This is a genomic window from Ampullimonas aquatilis (genome assembly GCF_049675895.1).
Classification (GTDB): domain Bacteria; phylum Pseudomonadota; class Gammaproteobacteria; order Burkholderiales; family Burkholderiaceae_D; genus Ampullimonas; species Ampullimonas aquatilis.
The window spans coordinates 650,685-668,881 of the sequence record NZ_CP183834.1 but is presented as its reverse complement, the minus strand read 5'-3'; the positions used below and the strand labels follow the sequence as shown (position 1 = coordinate 668,881).

Genomic DNA, 18,197 nt, shown 5'->3' with positions numbered 1-18,197 from the left:
TCAGGTTGGGCTAAAAAATAATCCGCCGTGATTCATCAATCACCAGACTTGGGTTGGCACATTGGCAAATGGTTGCAATCAATGTTGCAATTAAGGTTGCAAACAAGGTTGTAAATCAGGTCGCAAAAACCTTGCACCAATGCGCAAACCCACGCTGGTCAGCCATGAAAGCACATTTATTGACGGCTTTTTCAGGTTAGCCCAAGAGTTTAACACCGCAAGGTGTCAAATTGACGGCAATTGCCGCAAGCAATTGCCTGAGCCCGTTGAGTGCGGCGCCCCACCCGCCGCTGCAAGCAGCGCACCGCGCTAATCGGTGCCGCGCGCCCGATCGTCGTGAAACTGCTTTACAAAAGCCGGAAAACGATCGACATCAAGCGCCTCGCGCATCTCGCGCATCAGCACCTGGTAGTAATGCAGGTTATGTATGGTATTTAAACGCGCGCCCAAAATTTCATTGGTGCGCTGTAAATGATGCAGATAGCCGCGCGAAAAATTGCGGCAGGCATAGCAACTGCACGTTTCATCGAGCGGCCGCAAATCATTTTTATGTTTGGCGTTTCTGATTTTAATGTCGCCAAAACGCGTAAACAGCCAGCCATTGCGCGCATTGCGGGTTGGCATCACGCAATCAAACATATCAATGCCGGCACTCACACCAGCCACCAAATCTTCGGGGGTGCCCACCCCCATCAGATAATGCGGCTTATTGGCAGGCAGGCGCGGCGTGGTGTGCGCCAAAATGCGCAGCATGTCTTCCTTGGGCTCACCTACTGACAAACCACCAATCGCATAACCATGAAAACCAATCTCTTCCAGCTCGGCCAGGGATTCATCGCGCAGGCGCTCGTACATGCCACCTTGCACAATACCAAACAGCGCGTTAGGATTTTCGCCCGCATCAAACTCGCTGCGCGAGCGCCTGGCCCAGCGCAATGACAATCGCATCGACTCGGCCGCTTCCATCTCGGTCGCTGGTCGCCCCTGAATTTCGTAAGGCGTGCATTCATCAAATATCATCACGATGTCGGAATTGAGCGTGCGCTGAATCTGCATCGAAATTTCTGGGGTTAAAAACAGCTTGTCACCATTGATGGGCGAAGAAAAACGCACGCCCTCTTCGCTTATCTTGCGCATCTCGCCCAGCGAAAACACCTGAAAGCCGCCCGAATCCGTCAGGATTGGCTTGTCCCAACCCATAAAACGATGCAGGCCACCAAATACATTCATCGTCTCCAGCCCAGGGCGCAACCACAGATGAAAGGTATTACCCAAAATGATCTGCGCACCAATCTCGTCCAGCTCCAGCGGCGACATCGCCTTCACGCTGCCATAGGTGCCCACCGGCATGAACACCGGCGTTTGCACCACGCCATGCGTGAGCGTCAGCGCACCACGCCGCGCATTGGTCTGGCCAGAAGAGTCGGTTTTGAAGAGAGAAAATTGCATAGAAATATAGCCGCCAAGAGCGATGCCCAGCTGTCAAAAAACAGCCATCAACACCGTCAACCAAAGCCGCGGATGGTAGCACACAGCACCCCAAATTCACTCACCAAAGGCATAGCGAAGGTTGCCTTGAAAAGATCAAAAATAGAGCGAAGTCGGCATACTAACGGGGTGTACCAATTATATTTGACCGCTTAAGTGCTGTTTTATTGATTTATTTTAAATACAGACTGGGGGTATTTGATTAATCAGGAGATTGGGTGAGGAGTGGGCTGGGGTTGAAAAGCGGCGGGCTTAGTAGAAATGGATGAATCGACTCAGGCGTCAACTCAGGGTTGATGAAAGCAAAAATTCATGGCTCACATTGTTATAATGCAAATTGCCCACATCGTCCAAATTAGATGGATTGAAATGTGTCATGTTTGTATGACTAAATTACCCAACCGTACAGGAGTATAAAGATTGGAAATTGGAATTGGAATCGCTGCATTCATCGTTGCAGTATGGCAGCTCAACCTTCAGCGAAAAGAAACCGTTCGTAATGGAAAAATCAATACGCTAGTGCATATTTCTACATTACTAAAAGACAGAATAAGTTTTCACAGTGAAATAATTGAATCACTTAAAGCGCAAAAAAATCAACATTGGCATGGCCATGCCAGAGTCATTAATGAAGAACTGCGCCCACTACTCAATCAAGTAAATAAAGATCTACTGGAAATAACATCTGACTATAAATGTTCTTTTGAACATTCAACAATTGAAAAAGTATTGAAATTAAAAAGTGAGGAGTAGCATCTATGACGATCCCATGAGTCTGTCACACCTGCGCAAAACCACACTGCTCATTGATTTAAAAAGCGGGTCACGAATCGAATACAACTATGCTTCAGCCAACACTGCAAGGAACAACAGTCTTATTATGCCCGCTTGCAGAAGATGATTTTGATTCATTACACGCTGTTGCCTCCGCCCCATTGATCTGGGCTAAGCACCCAAGTCCCAATCGGTATCAAAAGCCGGTCTTTGAAAAATGGTTTTTGCAAGCGATCCATTCAAAAGGTGCGTTGGTCGTCACTGATCTCGACACTGGACAAACAATTGGTTCATCACGCTATTACGATTGGGACAAAGTCAATGAAGAAGTCGCCATCGGATTTACATTCTTAAGCCGCGCTTATTGGGGCGCCACCACCAACGGTGAAATGAAGAAGTTGATGATTGACCATGCCTTGCAGAGTGTCAAGATTGTTTGGTTCCACGTCGACCCAACCAACATTCGTTCCAAAATGGCACTCGAAAAAATCGGTGCCAGGTTCTCACACTGCGCCCCCAAGGAAATCTCGGGAAAATTCAATGACTATCTTTTTTATACTGTCAGTCACAATGGGGACAACATAAATTGAAGCAAGGGAAAATTGACTTAATCAATGTCTCCTCATATTTGATCGAAGTCAATTCCCCCTGCCCTTGCCCGACCCGCACTTTCAGCGCATGGTCACACAATTGCGCGACATGCTGGGGCAAAACGCTGGCTACAAAAAACTTGCTATCGCCGATAAACGTTGCTTGCACGAACAACCTGCGATGCTAAGCATCTATATGGCGGTAGCGCAAAGTCATTACAAAAAGCGCTCAACCCTGCTGTTGAAAAAACTTTCGTGACGTTGCCAAGAGCAATCTTGAATCAGTACTCAAGGCGCCCGCAGAACAGGTGCGGATGATGACAAGGGATTGCATATTGGGACAAATTAAAAATTAATTTTCAATAAATCAATGACATCAGCACAAACATCACTACCTTCACTTGCCAGCCTGTTTGGCTTTGCAGGCGTTATAGCCAACCTCACTTGGCCACTTATGCACCAACGTGCTGCACTCCTTGGCTTCCAGGCTATTGCCTGCCTTCTGATGCTGATTCATTTTGAGCTGATTGCCGCTCATACCGGCGCTTTAATCATGCTGGTAGCGGGTTTGCAAGCAACCTTGGCGATTCCACTTGGACATAATCCTCGCTTCAAGACGATTTATCTTGGCTCGTTATTGCTCACGCCAATGGTTTGCGCTATCTCGTGGCAAGGGCCACAATCGATATTTTCATCTTTGGCACTAGCCATTGTTTGCATTGCCAATTTTCAGCTCAATCAATTGCATCAACGGGCGCTGCTCATCACCGCTATATTTGCCTGGGTAGCGCATAATCTGATCGTTGGCTCCATCCCCGGTCTGGTTTCAAACACACTGGCATTTTGTGTCAGTGCCATGATGCTATGGCGGGTGTATCGTGCCAAACAAAACAGGTAGCTCTGACCAGATAAAATTGTACCCAGATGTCTGTCAAATACAATTACAAGCACTTCGCCTATTTTCTGTTTAACCAATGTTCCGCCCCGATCTCACCCAAATCAACCACACCGGCCGCGAGCTTGAGCTGCTGTGTGCTGGCACCAAGCCATTGGCATGGTTTATTTTTTCAATGGATTATGAACAGGATTTATATGTAGCACACCGAGCACAGTTTGCACCGTTAGTCGATTCTGGCAGACTGGTAGAGGCTTCGTACGATGAAACGCTGACCTATGACCCGAAGCTTGAACGCAATTTGCTGGTCAGAACAGTGCTATACGCCCTACCCGAAGAAGCCTGGCGCATGCCAGCGATGCGAATGATTCTTGAAGTCAGTTGTACCCATCGAGATATTGGCCATAACGAAATCATCAACCGTCTGATGGGCCGTCTGCTGGGTTATACCGAACAGGAAATCGAGGCTTTTGTGGCTGCGACGAGTGAGTGAATACTGCGCTATGATTGAGTCAGTGCGATTCTAATTCAACGCTACCCCTACCTTTAGGAGCACCACCATGACAACCGGAACCGTTCACCTACACCGCGTGCTGCGTACCAAACCGGAGCGCATTTATAAGGCTTTTTTAGATGCAGACGCCATGGCCAAGTGGTTGCCGCCTTATGGTTTTACCTGCAAGGTGCATCATCTGGATGCCAAGGTGGGTGGGACTTTCAAGATGTCGTTCACCAACTTTACAACAGGTAATGGCCACGCCTTTGGTGGAGAATATCTTGAGCTGGTGCCAGCTGAAAAGATTGTCTATACCGACAAGTTTGACGACCCGAATATGCCCGGCCAAATGCAAACCACGGTCACCTTGAAGCCCGTGTTGTGCGGCACTGAAATCACCGTGGTGCAAGAAGGCATACCTGCCATGATACCCACCGAGATGTGCTATCTGGGCTGGCAGGAATCGCTCGCTCAATTGGCGCATCTGGTTGAGCCGGAGATTTTGGAGTGAAGCTAAATCAAGCAGGATAGCGGTGCAGATTTGGCGTCAATGCAATAGCAGATCAATGCCATTTCTTGCATGCTTCACCTATACTCTTATAGAGTACTTGCAATAATTACACTGCCAAGTGCGTATTTATTGATCATAAAAAAATACACCATACCAGTATCTATCAAGCCGTACCCAGCTGCGCAACTATCAACACTCTTAAGACAAAACCCTGTCAGCCCTGTCCCACACGCTTACCGGACTGCTTACCTTGTCCTACAAAACCATCTCCCTAGAATAAGTCATGCGCTGTTTGTCTGTCAGACAAACCGTTATATCGACGGCCAGGCAGGTTGTCCCCCATTATGGAGAATTTCAATGAACGATAAAAAATCCCTGCAACAATTAGCTAAACGGGTTACCCCATTATTGATTTTGAGTGGTTTTTTGATTGGCCTGAGCGGCTGCAACACCATCAAGGGTGCAGGTAAAGATGTGGAGCGTGGTGGTGAAGTGATTCAGGACAAGGCAAGCGAAACTCAGAAGAAAATGTAATGCTTTCAAGTCAAACCTAGCCAGGCATTTGGCAACGAATCTGTCCAATGAATCTGTCGCTTGTCTGGCTGATTTGAATTTTGAATATTTTACAATGTGTACTTGCGAACTAATTTCTAGACTTACTTGACCTGTTTGTCCAGCAGCGCCATGATTTCTTCGGCGGTTTCGGCACCCACGGCCAGCTCACCATTGGGCAAAATGATGCTGGGTGTGCCTTTGAGTTTAAACAATTCGGCCAAGACACGCGTATCGGCTTCTGACTTGTTTTTGCAGTCGGCGGGTGGGCTGGCTTGCAGCCATTTACTGCGAGCCGCTGGGTCGGTCATGGTTTCATCAAACGCCTGTGCTGCGTTAGGCTGACACCAGACGGTTTTAACCAGTTTGGCCTGGCTGGCGACATCGTAATGCAAGGCCATTGGATAGATGTAGATGATGGCGTTGAGTGCAGCAGGCGCTTTTTTAAGGTTGGCCTGCAAGGCTTTGCAATAACCGCAATCCACCGCGCTGATCAACACGAGCTGACGTTCACCCTTGCCATATTTGTACTGAATGGCCTGCGACAAATCAATCGATTGATACAGTGTTTTTAACAAGGTGGCCTGTTCAGCAGGCAGCAATACTGCATCGGCCGACTTGATGCCCTTACGCCAGCCACGCGCATCACGATAGAGCGTGAAGTCATCATTGATGTAATCGGAAGCGTATTTACCACGCTCGTCACCAATCGAATAAATCCCTTTGATCACGGTCTCTTTGACCACCGAACCCGTATAAATCCCTTTGAGCGGACTATCTTGCAGCTTGGCGTTGACACTGGCCACGTCAGCCTGCACCAGTTGCGCAGCCAAGAGCAGGCCAGCACCCAAGCAGGCCTTGCGCCATGATTGTTGCAGTGTAGATTGCGCAGTTTGCAAAAGCATTGCCAGTGGTTGGTTGATCCTCATCGCATTTCCTATTGTTGAATTTTTCAATTTCTTTGCTTGCTTGGCTTTATTAAATAAAATTAACCAAGCTATTGTAGAGCGGTATGGCGACCACATCGTCAAACATGGTGGCATATGCAGTTAACAATTGGCCTTGCTGGCACAACTCAACAGCATGGCATCGCCATAACTAAAAAAGCGATAACGCTCGGCAATGGCATGGGCATACACCGCACGCATGGTGTCATAACCGGCAAAGGCCGACACCAGCATTAACAGGGTGGACTTGGGCAGATGAAAATTGGTGATCAACCTGTCGACCGTATGAAAGCGATAACCCGGCGTAATGAAAATGCTGGTCTCCGCCGCACCTGCCTTGAGTGTGCCATCTTGTGAGGCCGCTTCCAGCGCACGCAGGCTGGTGGTACCAACCGCCACCACTTGCCGGCCCGCCACCTTGGCCTGAGCAATCGCAGCCACCGTCGCGGCAGGAATGTCATACCACTCGCTATGCATATGATGCTCGGCCAGGTTTTGTGCACGCACCGGCTGAAACGTGCCCGCGCCCACATGCAATGTCAGCCCGCATAAGTGCACGCCCTTGGCCTTGGCAGCATCCAGCAGCGCCGGAGTGAAATGCAGGCCAGCCGTCGGTGCTGCCACTGCGCCAGGGTGTTGAGCATAGACGGTTTGATAACGCTGCTCGTCTTCTGCCGTGGGAATGTGCGTAATATAAGGTGGCAGTGGCAAGCGGCCATGTGCTTCGAGCAATTCATAAGTATTGGCCGGAAAGTCGAGCACAAAAAACTCTCCTTCACGGCCTGCCACGGTGACATCAAACGCATCGGCCAAGCGCAAGCTGCTGCCCGCGGCGGGCTTATGGCTGGCCTTGAGCATGGCCAACACACGACGCTCATTGAGCACGCGTTCAATCAGTACCTCAACCTTGCCACCCGATGGCTTGACGCCAAACAAGCGCGCCTTGAGCACTTTGGTGTCGTTAAACACCAGCACATCACCGGCATTGAGTTGATCGAGTACGGCGGTAAATTGCGCATCCACCAAACCATCGGGCTGCACCAGCAGCAGGCGGCTGGCCGCACGGTCGGGCAAGGCATCTTGCGCGATCAGCTCGGGCGGCAAGGTAAAGTCAAAATCGTCGAGGGTATAAGTCTTGGACAAAGTATTTGCTAAGTTAGGCACAGGGCTGTTTAAAATCGGGTTCATGACAATCGCACCATCAATCGCGCCATTCTAATAGCTCGTGCCCAAAGCCACCGCAAAAACTACCCGCCAAGCCGCTGCATCGTCCAATGAATCGGCGAGCACCAAGGGCGCAAAAGTGACCAAAGCGCCCGCCACACCCAAAAACAAATTGGCCGTGTTGGGCTTGCTGCGCGATATCGACCTCGCCCTGCACCTGCCGATGCGCTATGAGGACGAAACCACCATCGTTGATATTGTCGAGCTGCAAGCCGCGGTAGGCAGTGGTGACACCCTGCAAATTCAGGCCACGGTAAGTGATAACGAAGTGGCCTATCGGCCGCGCCGCCAGTTGATTGTGCGACTGCGTGATGACACCGGCGAGCTGGTGCTGCGCTTTCTCAATTTTTATGGCAGCCAGGTGCAGCAACTGGCCATTGGCAATGTCGTGCGTGCACGCGGCGAGCCACGTGATGGCTTTTTTGGGATTGAAATGGTGCACCCGGCCTATAAGGTCATCAAGGGTGAAGAGCCTCTGCCGACCACGCTCACACCGGTTTATCACGCCTCGGCAGGGATTTCGCAAGCCTATTTACGCAAGGCCATTGCTGGTGCACTGGAACGGATTGCAGTGCAGCGCCTCTTGCCCGAAATTTTGCCTGAGCGCGTACTGCGCAGCTTGCCCGGCACCCTGCGTGCCTGGAATCTGCAGGAAGCCATCACCGTCCTGCATCACCCCGGTATTGAAATGAATGCCAGTGCGCTGATGGAACGCAGCCATCCGGCCTGGGCGCGCATCAAGTTTGAAGAACTGCTGGCGCAGCAACTCTCCCTCAAACGGGCGCAATTAAACCGGCGCAGCAAACGTGCGCCCAGCATGGCGCATCCGGCATCAGCAAACGGCACAATACCATCACTCCCTCGCCCTCCGGCAGAGGGTTGGGGTGAGGGTAGACATGAAAGCAAGTCAGCCCCACCAACAGCGGCGACAAGGCGTCACAACATCAGCCTGATTGAGCGCTTTGAAGCCACCCTGCCCTTTACGCTGACCAATGCACAGCAACGCGTCTGGCAAGAAATTGCGCAAGACATGGCCGCGCCCTTTCCCATGCAACGGCTCTTGCAAGGTGACGTCGGCAGCGGCAAAACCATTGTCGCCGCGCTCGCTGCCTGCCTGGCCATGAGCCACGGCTATCAGGCCGCGCTGATGGCACCGACAGAAATTTTGGCGGAACAACACTATAAAAAATTGCAGGGCTGGCTGGCACCACTGGGTGTGCAGATCGCCTGGTTGACCAGCAGCCTCAAAGCCAAAGACAAACGCGCCGCATTGGCAGCCATTGAAACCGGCGTGGCGCATTTGGTGATTGGCACACATGCGGTCATTCAAGACAGCGTCACCTTTGCGGAATTGGGCCTGGCGATTGTGGATGAACAACATCGCTTTGGCGTGGCGCAGCGCTTGGCCCTGCGTAACAAGGGCGCCAGCCCAAGCACCATCAGCCAGACACCGACCTTCCTGCCCCATCAACTGATGATGAGTGCCACGCCCATTCCACGCACCCTGGCGATGACCTATTACGCCGACCTCAACGTCTCCACACTGGATGAACTGCCACCCGGCCGCACCCCGGTGCTTACCAAGCTGGTCACCCAGGCGCGTCGGCATGAAGTGATTGCCCGCGTGCGTGATGCCGTGGCGCAAGGTCGACAGGTATATTGGGTTTGCCCATTGATTGAAGAGTCCGAGGCCCTGCAGTTAAAGACCGCGGTGGAAACCTTTGAATCCTTGACCACCGAGCTGACCGATATACAGATTGGCCTGGTGCATGGCAAGCTCAAGACCGATGAAAAAGCCGCCACCATGCTGGCCTTCAGCCAAAACCAGATTCAGGTCTTAGTCGCCACCACCGTGATTGAAGTGGGCGTCGACGTGCCCAATGCCTCGCTCATGGTGATTGAACATGCCGAACGCTTTGGCCTCGCCCAACTGCACCAGCTGCGTGGCCGCGTAGGCCGTGGCGCGGCGGAATCGGTCTGCGTGCTGCTCTACCAGAACCCGCTCTCACCCACCGCCAAACAACGCCTGCGCACCATGTACGACACCACCGACGGCTTTGAAATTGCCCGTCGCGACCTCGATATCCGTGGCCCCGGCGAATTTCTTGGCGCCCGTCAATCCGGCCTCGCCATGCTGCGCTTTGCCGACCTCAACACCGATCTCGACCTCATCGACATCGCCCGCCAAACCGCCGACACCCTGCTCGAACATCACCCCGACATCGTCGAAGCCCACCTCGAAAGATGGATCGGCGCACGTGAGGAGTTTTTGAAGGTTTGATATACCCCATATGGGTATTTCAAAAGATGCCCTATTTATGCACTTAAGCATCCATAAATAAGCCTATACTCCATCAAATCTGGTATAAAAACAGTATTAGAATGTTTTGAATTATTTATTGGGTAACTGCTTGTGCGTCGGTTGCGCAGAAATAGAAAGGGGCCGGATGTACCGGCCCCTGCATTTGGTGCATCTTTCAGCTTGTTAGCGGAAAGAGCGCATATCCCGAAAAACTAACAACGCAATAGTAATTACGTTTCAATACTTAGTCAAATAAAAGTTAATCGAGATATACGCTCTGACCGGAATATCTAAATCCTCTCTCTAACAAAGTAATTATCTCGCAATAACAAATTAATCTCCATCTAAATCCAACACCCACTATAATTGGTGTATATTGTTTCAATATTATATTTTGAATATAGGCAAAGCTATGAAAATGCGTTATCGCTTAGGCTTAGACATTGGCACGACTTCCATTGGCTGGTGTCTACTACGACTTAATCCTCAAGATGAGCCCGTTGCGCTCATCAAAATGGGGGTGCGCATTTTTCCAGATGGTCGCAATCCCAAAGACGGCTCTTCATTGGCAGTGACCCGCCGTAATGCACGCGCCATGCGGCGACGACGCGACCGTTTGCTCAAACGAAAAAACCGTTTGATGGAGGCACTGGTCAAGCTGGACTTCTTCCCAGAGGATATGACTGCAAGGCGAGAACTTGAAAATCTCAATCCCTACTTGTTGCGTAAAAAAGGGCTGGATGAAAAGCTCACACCGAACGAGTTTGCACGGGCCTTGTTTCATATTAATCAGCGGCGCGGCTTTAAGAGTAATCGCAAAACAGATAAAGGCGCATCGGACAGTGGCGCATTAAAAAGCGCCATTAAGCGCGTTGCCGAACAATTGCAATCGGAGGGCGCCCGCACTGTCGGTGAATGGCTGGCAAATCGTCATACTCATTGTGATGAAAATGGTCGCCCAGCGCCACAAAGCGTGCGGGCTCGTTTACGCGGTGCTGGGTCAAAAGCAGTTTATGATTTTTATATTGACCGAGCCATGATTGCAGCCGAATTTGACACTCTCTGGGCCAAGCAAGCTGAATTGCAGCCAAGTATATTCACCAATGAAAAGCGTGACGAACTGCGCGACATTCTCTTGCATCAAAGGCCATTACGGCCAGTCAAACCAGGCCGCTGCACTTTATTACCCGATGAGATGCGGGCACCGCTGGCCTTGCCATCGATCCAGCGCTTTCGAATTTTGCAAGAGCTCAATCACTTGCGATTACTTGCCACCGACTTGACTGATAACGCGTTAACGCTTGATCAACGCAATACCCTCTTTGCACTACTTGAAACTAAAAACGATGTCACCTTTACAGCTATCAAAAAAGCCCTCGGCTTGGGTGGGATTGCCAAATTCAATATTGAAGATGCCAAGCGCGACAAGTTAAAAGGCAATGCCACCACCGTCATGCTAAGCAAGCCAGAACATTTTGGTAAAACCTGGTTTGAATTTAGCGCTGTCATGCAAGATGACATTGTGATGAAGTTGGTCAATGAGCAAAATGAATCGACCTTGATTGAATGGCTAATGACGCACACCCATGTGGATGAGCTCACTGCCGAAAAAATTGCCAATGCCAACCTGCCTGAAGGCTATGGCAACCTCTCACGCCTTGCTGCTGAGCGCATCGTACCCGAACTGGCTAAAGCGGTGATCACGTATGACAAGGCGGTGTTGAATGCGGGGTTTGATCATCATAGTGTTTTATCACTTAGCCAAACCACTGGGGAGATCATGACTGCGCTGCCCTATTACGGTGAAGTCTTGCAACGGCATGTTGGCTTTGCCAAAGACAATCCACGTAACGATGAAGAGCGCTTTGGCAAGATTGCCAATCCAACGGTGCACATTGGCTTGAATGAATTACGCAAGGTCGTCAATCGACTCATAGAACGCTATGGCTCACCATCTGAAATCATAGTCGAAGTGGCACGTGATTTAAAAAACAGCAAAGATAAAAAAGACAACATTCGCAAAGATCAAGCTGAACGGCAAAAACAGAATGATGACTTTCGTCAGAAAATCAAATCACTCATCCACAGTGAACCCAATGGGCTTGATATACAAAAGATGCGCCTTTGGATGGAGCTCAATCCCAATGATCCCGCCAATCGTCGCTGCCCTTATACCGGAGAACAAATCAGCATCGAGATGCTGTATTCCGATGCAGTTGAGATCGAACACATTTTGCCTTTCTCTAAGACACTTGATGACAGTTTAAATAACAAAACAGTCAGTTTGCGGCGAGCTAATCGAGATAAGGGCAATCAAACACCTTATGAAGCCTTTGGACACTCACCCGATGGCTATAAATATGAAGATATGCTTGAGCGTGCCAAACTCATGCCCAAGGAAAAAGCCAAACGCTTTGCCGTAGATGGCTATGAGCGCTGGCTGAAAGAAGATAAAGATTTTCTTGCACGGGCATTAACAGATACCGCCTATCTTTCGCGCATTGCCAAAGAATACTTATCCATGATCTGTCCGCATAACAAAGTGCGTGTCATACCTGGACGATTAACTGCGATGTTGCGAGGTAAGTTTGGCTTGAATGCCCTGCTCTCTGGTACCGAAGAAAAAAATCGCAATGATCACCGCCACCATGCTATTGATGCCGCCGTCATAGCAGTAACGGATCAAGGTTTATTACAACGCTTTGCTAGCGCGAGTGCGCAAGCACGTGAAACGCATTTAAATCGTCTGGTAAAGAACATGCCATTTCCCTGGGAAAGCTACCGCGATCAAGTGGCCGCCGCCCTCAACCATATTATCGTGAGCTTTAAACCTGACCACGGTTATCAAGGCGGTTTACATAACGACACAACCTATGGCCTCAAACCTAACGGCAAAGTGATTCACCGTATTCCATTGAATAGTTTTAATAGTGGTAGTGATATTGAAAAAGCGGAATTTGCCAACCCGGTTTTACAGGCCTGGCTGGTTGAAGCCACGCAAGGTCTATCAGGTAAAGAGTTTAAGGAGAAACTGTCACTGATCACACAAAATTTCCGGCACCGGCGCGTCAAGGTATTGGAAAAATTATCGGTTATTCCCTTTAGCAGTGCCAAAGCTACTCACCGTCATGGCAAACAAGAAAACGGTGACCCAAAAGCTTATAAAGGTTACCTGGGCAATAGCAACTACTGCATTGAAATTACTAAGTCTGACTCGGGAAAATGGGAAGGCGAAGTGGTTTCAACTTTTCAGGCTTATCAAATCATCAAGCAATTAGGGGAAGAAGCTGGATTAGCAAGACTGCGTCATCCGACATTGAGCCTGCAAGATAAACCACTCGTCATGCGTTTGCTGATTGATGATTTAGTAAAAATGGAAATAGATGGAAAGATAAAAACTATGCGAGTTTGCGTCATTCCACGAAGTGGGCAAATGTCTTTTGCAGAACATCAAGAGTCCAATGTAGATACTCGAAATCGCGACAAGGAAAGTCCTTTCGCATATATCACCAAGTACCCAGGCTCACTTCAAAAAACCAAAGCCCGCCGAGTCACCATCTCCCCCATCGGTGAACTCCGCGACCCAGGCTTTTCAGGCTAAGCATCATGATTGGCCGCATCGTTGAAGTGGCTGACGACAAGCGTTATCTCTTTGTGTCACGAGGGTTTATGGTCGTGGCACAAAGTGATGGCGACCGTAAAGAACTAGGCCAGATTCCATTGGATGATATTGCTGCTGTCATTGCCAATGCGCATGGCATGACGTATACCAATAATCTGCTGGTGGCATTGGCAGAACGTTGTGCGCCATTTGTTTTATGTGGCAACAATCACAATGCCATCGGCATGCTGTTGCCGATTGAAGGTAATTATCAACAGGCCAAGCGTTTTGATGCACAAATTGCGGCCAGTAAACCCACCCACAAACGCCTGTGGGCTGAAATCGTCAAATCTAAGCTGCAACAACAGGCCGCAGCACTGGAAGCTGCTGGTGCCAATCCAATTCCGCTTGAATCTTTAGTCAAAAAGGTTCGCTCTGGCGACCCTGATAATTTTGAGGCACAAGGTGCACGCCGTTACTGGCAAAGCCTTTTCGGTACGGACTTCCGACGTGACCAAAATGGTAGCGGCCTCAATGGCATGCTCAACTATGGCTATACCGTATTACGTGCAGCCACTGCACGCGCAACGGTGGCAGCGGGTTTGCACCCAACGCTAGGGCTACATCATAGCAATGAAGGCAATGCCATGCGCCTGATTGATGATCTGATGGAACCATTCAGACCAGTGATTGATATTCGTGTCTGGCAATTGGCTCAAAATGGCGATGACAGCGTCAGCCCTGATAGCAAGCGGGCTTTGGTGCGCACCTTGTACGATGACATGCTCAGCAATGCAGGCGCCACACCGGTGATGGTCTGCATACAAAAACTGGCTACCTCATTAGCACAGGTGTATTTAAATGAGAAAGAAACACTGGATCTTCCCATGCCCAGCTTGCCGATCTCACTCGCGGCACAGCTTGGAGAAAAGGACGAGTGACGTGCTTTCAGGATATCGCCTCATGTGGATCACCGTCATGTTTGACTTACCCGTCATTGAAAAAAAGGAACGCAAAGCCGCCACTGAGTTTCGCAATTCATTACTGGATATGGGCTTTGAAATGACACAGTTTTCTGTCTACATGCGCTTTTGCACAAGCACTGCTCAAAGTGAGACTTATACCAAAAGAATCGAACAGGCCTTGCCAGAAGGTGGCAAAGTCAATATCCTGTTTTTTACCGACAAACAGTACGAGAAAATCATCTCTTTTCATGGCAAAGCCAAACTACCTGCCAATAAAAACCCTGATCAATTTGATTTATTTTGATCAAAATCGGGGATTTTTTACAAAGCCAAAAATGAAAAACCCCTTGATTTCTCAAGGGGTTATCTCACAGCGAGTTTAGCTTATCGGGATATGCGCTCTGACCGGAACAGTGTGGCGCTAGTTAATGCGCTTGGAACTAGTTTAGCTTATCGGGATATGCGCTCTGACCGGAACTGCAGCAGCATGTCATTTATCTGACTGGCAAGTTTAGCTTATCGGGATATGCGCTCTGACCGGAACATTGTTGAGGTGCTGGATCTGCCAGGCAACAGTTTAGCTTATCGGGATATGCGCTCTGACCGGAACCAACGAGCAATTTTGAAGTAGACGGATTCCAGTTTAGCTTATCGGGATATGCGCTCTGACCGGAACAGCAAGCGCGGGCCAGTCAACTTAGTAACTAGTTTAGCTTATCGGGATATGCGCTCTGACCGGAACTGACTGATATTATTGACACTAGCACGCCATAGTTTAGCTTATCGGGATATGCGCTCTGACCGGAACTGCCGCGGCGCCGGTGATCACCGGCCTGGCAGTTTAGCTTATCGGGATATGCGCTCTGACCGGAACTCTGTTTGGATTGGGAACAAGCCTTGTGTTAGTTTAGCTTATCGGGATATGCGCTCTGACCGGAACTCGGTTACAGAGTTGACGCCGGGCAACAAAAGTTTAGCTTATCGGGATATGCGCTCTGACCGGAACACATAAATTTTGGACATAATATTTAAATTTAGTTTAGCTTATCGGGATATGCGCTCTGACCGGAACACCAGGCCACCGAACTGGCAGGGTTGGCGGAGTTTAGCTTATCGGGATATGCGCTCTGACCGGAACAGAAGCAAACGCCCGCCAATTAGCAACCGCAGTTTAGCTTATCGGGATATGCGCTCTGACCGGAACTGCAGCTTGAAATCCCTTTGTATGTTTGCTAGTTTAGCTTATCGGGATATGCGCTCTGACCGGAACTCACCCAAACTCACGCAAAACACGCGGAATAGTTTAGCTTATCGGGATATGCGCTCTGACCGGAACTATAGGATGATTGTCGAGCGGCTGATTGTAGTTTAGCTTATCGGGATATGCGCTCTGACCGGAACGGTGCAACATCGCCAACATTGGCAGGCTTTAGTTTAGCTTATCGGGATATGCGCTCTGACCGGAACTCTGACACTCATCTATAACAATAATAGAGCAGTTTAGCTTATCGGGATATGCGCTCTGACCGGAACAGACATGATGAACTCCAAAAAAAAGGGGAGAGTTTAGCTTATCGGGATATGCGCTCTGACCGGAACAGTGCATTCTTGTTTAAAGGCGCAAAAGTAAGTTTAGCTTCTCGGGATATGCGCTCTGACCGGAACCCTGGTTGGCACCACCAGTCGATGCCTGTCAGTTTAGCTTATCGGGATATGCGCTCTGACCGGAACAAGAAGCTTCTCAACTGGTGCTCGTCGAATTGTGACAATCGCTGCCTATTGGTATCAAAGGGTCGCTCTGCGAGATTGCTGAAATCGATAAACAACACGCTCGCATGTCATTGGCTGACCTGCTCAACAAGGTACGTGAACAGTTATTGGCAGCAACTGATCAGTTGCCGGAGCTGACTAGTCGGGCTGTCAGAGCTTTGCGCGGTTAGGTGCTTCGATGCCAACTAGGTTCAGTGAGTACCTATCAACGATGGCCTGCCAGTCTGCAAGTGGAATGTGTTCAGCCATTGCTGAAGTGTCGTCTTTTTCTGAGTAGCGGAGCATGTCAATGCTGTTGAGGTTTTCGGAGACGGATGCAATGAATAGCTTCATGCCCCATTTGTCTGCCCATACTGAAAATACTGGTGGTAATCTCATGCTGATCTCCCGTCCTGACTGTGGAAGAACATTATAAAACACAGCAACCAAGTCAATCGACTGGTCAAATTTTCTGCATACCCGTGGCAAGTCGTCGTGTGGGAATTCTTGGTTGTATTCAGAAATTAAACTGTCGGATCGTCGTGAAGGGTTTGGTTTATCAGAATATGCACTTTGACTAAATTTAATTATATGCACGAAAACAAGCATGATATGATTTCTTCACTCACACAGTCGTAATTGCAGCTTGCCAGTGCACCCAAACGCGCTGTGGGGTGATGGCCACGGGCAAGCGTGGTCATTTTCATTTCTAAGTTACCTTATCCGCTTACGCGATTCTCACCCCCACGGATTCAACAACCTCACGCCCGAACTCTTAAAATCAACCACATTCCTCGTCACCACTGTCAGCCCATGAACCAAGCCTGTTGCTGCAATCAGGGCGTCACGTTCTGAATGGGGGTTGGGAACATGCAACTTGGCACAACAAAGCGCCACCACAGTATCCACTGGCAAAATTCGATGATCAAATGCGGGCAAAACTCTACTTTCTAACCAGGCTCGCAATAAGGCACCTTGCTTGTTATCGCGTCGCTCAATCTGCAAGATACCCATTTCGAGTTCAAGAATGGTAATGACCGAAAGATATAAGCTGTTTGGCGCAACTGACGTCGCCCAGGCTTTGACTTTTTTATCGGCCTTGCGAGAATTTCGCAGCTCTGAAACGACGCTGGTATCAAGCAGATACATCAGGACAAATCCGCCGCTTTAAATAGCTTGCCAGCCTTGGCTGGCTCAAAAGGAATGTCTTTGAGTTCAGGCATGGCAAGCATGTCGACAATATTGGTGGTACTGGCGGACAGCTTTTGATAATCCTCAAAACTGAGTAAGACATGCGCAGGTTGGCCACGGTCGGTAATGAAGACCGGGCCTTTTTTTGTGGCTTTTTTAGCACCACTGGTATTTTGATTGAAATCTCGACTTGAGATGGTTGTGTTGGGCATGATGTCACCTGCACAAAAAATATGTAGCAATGTTACTACATTTTTTGTGTCGATCACAAGCGCCCATCGCAATCCAATTAAAAAATTAATTATTCAATATTTTTAAGCCATGCCAACCTTTATCCTAATATTGACATAAGTGCTCAGATTACTTTTGCGCATTCACATAATCAAACTTGCCGGGTTGGGTAATGAAGACCACGCACTCATTGGATGAAATGCATTTGGTGACGTGATTGATCTTGCCTTTTTGAAACCAGTAAGAGCCCGGTGGCAATGGGCGGTCTTTGGCTTGTGCGTCAACCTCGTTGGCTACTACGCCAGTGATGACCACACCGTAATAATCTTCGGTGTGTGTATGCAAGGGACTGACAAAGCCGGCGGGCAGTTTGACGTAGGTGCTGTGCGCGCCTTTGGTCAGATCACCAAAACCAACAGCGGCTTTGAGTGGGCCAACGCCAGTGTCAAAAAACTTGAGTTCGGTGACGGGTACGCTGATGGAGGTTTCAGCAGCCAAGGCAGCCGTGCCGGTGAATAGTGTGGCTGCAATGAACGCAGCTTGGATCAAATGTTTAAAAGGCTGTTGCATGTCAGGCTCCTGTTAAGGTTGGCAAAATCAAGTGATGACTTGAAGAGAACGGCTGCGGATAAGATGCAGCACAAAAAAGTAACTTTATTAAAGTCAAATATAAGGTTACTT

General features: G+C 49.3%; 18 protein-coding genes and 1 CRISPR repeat array. Of the genes, 11 read left to right on the top strand and 7 right to left on the bottom strand.

Annotated features, from left to right (window positions below; all coding sequences use genetic code 11):
• Positions 1-309 precede the first annotated feature (309 nt).
• Positions 310-1,449: a tRNA guanosine(34) transglycosylase Tgt gene (tgt, locus tag ACMYR3_RS03035; protein ID WP_424194389.1), complete on the bottom strand. Its 1,140-nt coding sequence runs from the start codon at positions 1,447-1,449 to the stop codon at positions 310-312.
• A 459-nt stretch (positions 1,450-1,908) separates the two neighbouring features.
• On the opposite strand from tgt, the gene ACMYR3_RS03030 reads away from it, so the two are divergent.
• The 7 genes from ACMYR3_RS03030 (at position 1,909) to ACMYR3_RS03000 (ending at position 5,288) form a co-directional block, all read left to right on the top strand.
• Positions 1,909-2,241 (top strand): hypothetical protein, encoded by a 333-nt coding sequence (locus tag ACMYR3_RS03030; protein ID WP_424194387.1) that lies wholly within the window; start codon positions 1,909-1,911, stop codon positions 2,239-2,241.
• A gap of 89 nt (positions 2,242-2,330) precedes the next feature.
• Positions 2,331-2,852 carry a GNAT family N-acetyltransferase gene (locus tag ACMYR3_RS03025; protein ID WP_424194386.1) on the top strand — a complete coding sequence of 174 codons (522 nt, stop codon included), beginning with the start codon at positions 2,331-2,333 and terminating at the stop codon, positions 2,850-2,852.
• A gap of 88 nt (positions 2,853-2,940) precedes the next feature.
• On the top strand, positions 2,941-3,111 hold the full coding sequence (locus ACMYR3_RS03020) for a hypothetical protein (RefSeq protein ID WP_424194384.1): 171 nt from the start codon (positions 2,941-2,943) through the stop codon (positions 3,109-3,111).
• A 111-nt stretch (positions 3,112-3,222) separates the two neighbouring features.
• Complete coding sequence (locus tag ACMYR3_RS03015; RefSeq protein WP_424194382.1) at positions 3,223-3,750, top strand: YgjV family protein; 528 nt, start codon at positions 3,223-3,225, stop codon at positions 3,748-3,750.
• A gap of 76 nt (positions 3,751-3,826) precedes the next feature.
• Positions 3,827-4,240, top strand: coding sequence for a hypothetical protein (locus ACMYR3_RS03010; protein ID WP_424194380.1), 414 nt, complete (start codon positions 3,827-3,829; stop codon positions 4,238-4,240).
• A 67-nt stretch (positions 4,241-4,307) separates the two neighbouring features.
• Positions 4,308-4,754, top strand: coding sequence for an SRPBCC family protein (locus ACMYR3_RS03005; RefSeq protein ID WP_424194379.1), 447 nt, complete (start codon positions 4,308-4,310; stop codon positions 4,752-4,754).
• A gap of 357 nt (positions 4,755-5,111) precedes the next feature.
• Entirely contained in the window at positions 5,112-5,288 is a 177-nt protein-coding gene (locus tag ACMYR3_RS03000; RefSeq protein ID WP_424194377.1) for an entericidin A/B family lipoprotein, read from the top strand.
• A gap of 122 nt (positions 5,289-5,410) precedes the next feature.
• Here the strand turns inward: ACMYR3_RS03000 and ACMYR3_RS02995 are convergent, their stop codons facing one another.
• Together ACMYR3_RS02995 and queA are read right to left on the bottom strand one after the other, a co-directional pair.
• Positions 5,411-6,235 carry a thioredoxin fold domain-containing protein gene (locus ACMYR3_RS02995; RefSeq protein ID WP_424194375.1) on the bottom strand — a complete coding sequence of 275 codons (825 nt, stop codon included), beginning with the start codon at positions 6,233-6,235 and terminating at the stop codon, positions 5,411-5,413.
• A 120-nt stretch (positions 6,236-6,355) separates the two neighbouring features.
• The gene (gene queA, locus ACMYR3_RS02990; RefSeq protein WP_424194373.1) at positions 6,356-7,441 is read right to left on the bottom strand and encodes a tRNA preQ1(34) S-adenosylmethionine ribosyltransferase-isomerase QueA; all 1,086 of its coding nucleotides are present in this window, start codon (positions 7,439-7,441) and stop codon (positions 6,356-6,358) included.
• 37 nt (positions 7,442-7,478) lie between these two features.
• Between queA and recG the strand changes: the two genes are divergently transcribed.
• The 4 genes from recG (at position 7,479) to cas2 (ending at position 14,649) form a co-directional block, all read left to right on the top strand.
• The gene (gene recG, locus ACMYR3_RS02985; protein ID WP_424194371.1) at positions 7,479-9,758 is read left to right on the top strand and encodes an ATP-dependent DNA helicase RecG; all 2,280 of its coding nucleotides are present in this window, start codon (positions 7,479-7,481) and stop codon (positions 9,756-9,758) included.
• A gap of 439 nt (positions 9,759-10,197) precedes the next feature.
• Positions 10,198-13,380, top strand: a complete 3,183-nt coding sequence (gene cas9 / locus ACMYR3_RS02980; protein WP_424194369.1) for a type II CRISPR RNA-guided endonuclease Cas9 — start codon at positions 10,198-10,200, stop codon at positions 13,378-13,380.
• Between the two features lie 5 nt (positions 13,381-13,385).
• On the top strand, positions 13,386-14,321 hold the full coding sequence (gene cas1 / locus ACMYR3_RS02975; protein WP_424194367.1) for a type II CRISPR-associated endonuclease Cas1: 936 nt from the start codon (positions 13,386-13,388) through the stop codon (positions 14,319-14,321).
• A 22-nt stretch (positions 14,322-14,343) separates the two neighbouring features.
• The gene (gene cas2 / locus ACMYR3_RS02970) at positions 14,344-14,649 is read left to right on the top strand and encodes a CRISPR-associated endonuclease Cas2 (RefSeq protein WP_424194365.1); all 306 of its coding nucleotides are present in this window, start codon (positions 14,344-14,346) and stop codon (positions 14,647-14,649) included.
• Between the two features lie 72 nt (positions 14,650-14,721).
• Positions 14,722-16,076: a CRISPR direct-repeat array (repeat unit 36 nt; unit sequence AGTTTAGCTTATCGGGATATGCGCTCTGACCGGAAC).
• A gap of 189 nt (positions 16,077-16,265) precedes the next feature.
• Here cas2 and ACMYR3_RS02965 read toward each other — a convergent pair.
• The 4 genes from ACMYR3_RS02965 to ACMYR3_RS02950 all read right to left on the bottom strand — a co-directional run bounded on the left by ACMYR3_RS02965 (position 16,266) and on the right by ACMYR3_RS02950 (position 18,086).
• Positions 16,266-16,703 carry a hypothetical protein gene (locus ACMYR3_RS02965; RefSeq protein ID WP_424194363.1) on the bottom strand — a complete coding sequence of 146 codons (438 nt, stop codon included), beginning with the start codon at positions 16,701-16,703 and terminating at the stop codon, positions 16,266-16,268.
• A 129-nt stretch (positions 16,704-16,832) separates the two neighbouring features.
• Entirely contained in the window at positions 16,833-17,246 is a 414-nt protein-coding gene (locus ACMYR3_RS02960; RefSeq protein ID WP_424196338.1) for a type II toxin-antitoxin system VapC family toxin, read from the bottom strand.
• On the bottom strand, positions 17,243-17,497 hold the full coding sequence (locus tag ACMYR3_RS02955) for a type II toxin-antitoxin system Phd/YefM family antitoxin (RefSeq protein WP_424194361.1): 255 nt from the start codon (positions 17,495-17,497) through the stop codon (positions 17,243-17,245). The genes ACMYR3_RS02960 and ACMYR3_RS02955 overlap by 4 nt, the downstream gene beginning before the upstream one ends.
• 148 nt (positions 17,498-17,645) lie before the next feature.
• Complete coding sequence (locus ACMYR3_RS02950; RefSeq protein WP_424194359.1) at positions 17,646-18,086, bottom strand: cupin domain-containing protein; 441 nt, start codon at positions 18,084-18,086, stop codon at positions 17,646-17,648.
• Positions 18,087-18,197 lie beyond the last annotated feature (111 nt).

Coding starts and splice junctions, on each gene's coding strand:
- ACMYR3_RS03000 (WP_424194377.1), top strand. CDS start 5,112: ATGAACGATAAAAAATCCCTGCAACAATTAGCTAAACGGGTTACCCCA.
- cas1 (WP_424194367.1), top strand. CDS start 13,386: ATGATTGGCCGCATCGTTGAAGTGGCTGACGACAAGCGTTATCTCTTT.
- ACMYR3_RS02950 (WP_424194359.1), bottom strand. CDS start 18,086: ATGCAACAGCCTTTTAAACATTTGATCCAAGCTGCGTTCATTGCAGCC.
- ACMYR3_RS02955 (WP_424194361.1), bottom strand. CDS start 17,497: ATGCCCAACACAACCATCTCAAGTCGAGATTTCAATCAAAATACCAGT.
- ACMYR3_RS03010 (WP_424194380.1), top strand. CDS start 3,827: ATGTTCCGCCCCGATCTCACCCAAATCAACCACACCGGCCGCGAGCTT.
- queA (WP_424194373.1), bottom strand. CDS start 7,441: ATGAACCCGATTTTAAACAGCCCTGTGCCTAACTTAGCAAATACTTTG.
- tgt (WP_424194389.1), bottom strand. CDS start 1,449: ATGCAATTTTCTCTCTTCAAAACCGACTCTTCTGGCCAGACCAATGCG.
- ACMYR3_RS03020 (WP_424194384.1), top strand. CDS start 2,941: ATGGTCACACAATTGCGCGACATGCTGGGGCAAAACGCTGGCTACAAA.
- ACMYR3_RS02995 (WP_424194375.1), bottom strand. CDS start 6,235: ATGAGGATCAACCAACCACTGGCAATGCTTTTGCAAACTGCGCAATCT.
- cas2 (WP_424194365.1), top strand. CDS start 14,344: ATGTGGATCACCGTCATGTTTGACTTACCCGTCATTGAAAAAAAGGAA.
- cas9 (WP_424194369.1), top strand. CDS start 10,198: ATGCGTTATCGCTTAGGCTTAGACATTGGCACGACTTCCATTGGCTGG.
- ACMYR3_RS03015 (WP_424194382.1), top strand. CDS start 3,223: ATGACATCAGCACAAACATCACTACCTTCACTTGCCAGCCTGTTTGGC.
- ACMYR3_RS02965 (WP_424194363.1), bottom strand. CDS start 16,703: ATGCTTGTTTTCGTGCATATAATTAAATTTAGTCAAAGTGCATATTCT.
- ACMYR3_RS03005 (WP_424194379.1), top strand. CDS start 4,308: ATGACAACCGGAACCGTTCACCTACACCGCGTGCTGCGTACCAAACCG.
- ACMYR3_RS03025 (WP_424194386.1), top strand. CDS start 2,331: ATGCTTCAGCCAACACTGCAAGGAACAACAGTCTTATTATGCCCGCTT.